The following is a 303-nucleotide window of genomic DNA, read 5'->3' on the forward strand; positions in this document are numbered from 1 at the left end:
CTTCCCGCACGCTCAAATCCACCGGTTAGCCTGCCAGGCCAGGCGCGCGGACGCCGCATTGTGATAGCGGCCGAGAATATATCGAATACCGCCGCGGCATTCATCCACCGCATTGCCGAACGAGCCGATGCCGTCCGGATTCAATTCATATTGCGACGGCAGCAATTGAAAAAGACCACGCGCGCCTGAACGCGGATTGCGCAGATTCACCGTGCCGCCCAACTCCTGCGCCATCAGCCCCAGCAGGTCGTTGAACTGCGTGAGCGGCACGCGCACAATGAGCATGGATTAAAGAATTGCATG

The 303-nt window shown here is 59.1% G+C and carries 1 protein-coding gene; it reads right to left on the reverse strand.

Annotated features, from left to right (window positions below; all coding sequences use genetic code 11):
* Nucleotides 1-12 precede the first annotated feature (12 nt).
* Nucleotides 13-285: a hypothetical protein gene (locus tag EN852_RS38810; protein ID WP_135879903.1), complete on the reverse strand. Its 273-nt coding sequence runs from the start codon at nucleotides 283-285 to the stop codon at nucleotides 13-15.
* Nucleotides 286-303: the final 18 nt, after the last annotated feature.

The organism is Mesorhizobium sp. M2E.F.Ca.ET.209.01.1.1, assembly GCF_004010375.2.
Taxonomy (GTDB): Bacteria; Pseudomonadota; Alphaproteobacteria; order Rhizobiales; family Rhizobiaceae; genus Mesorhizobium.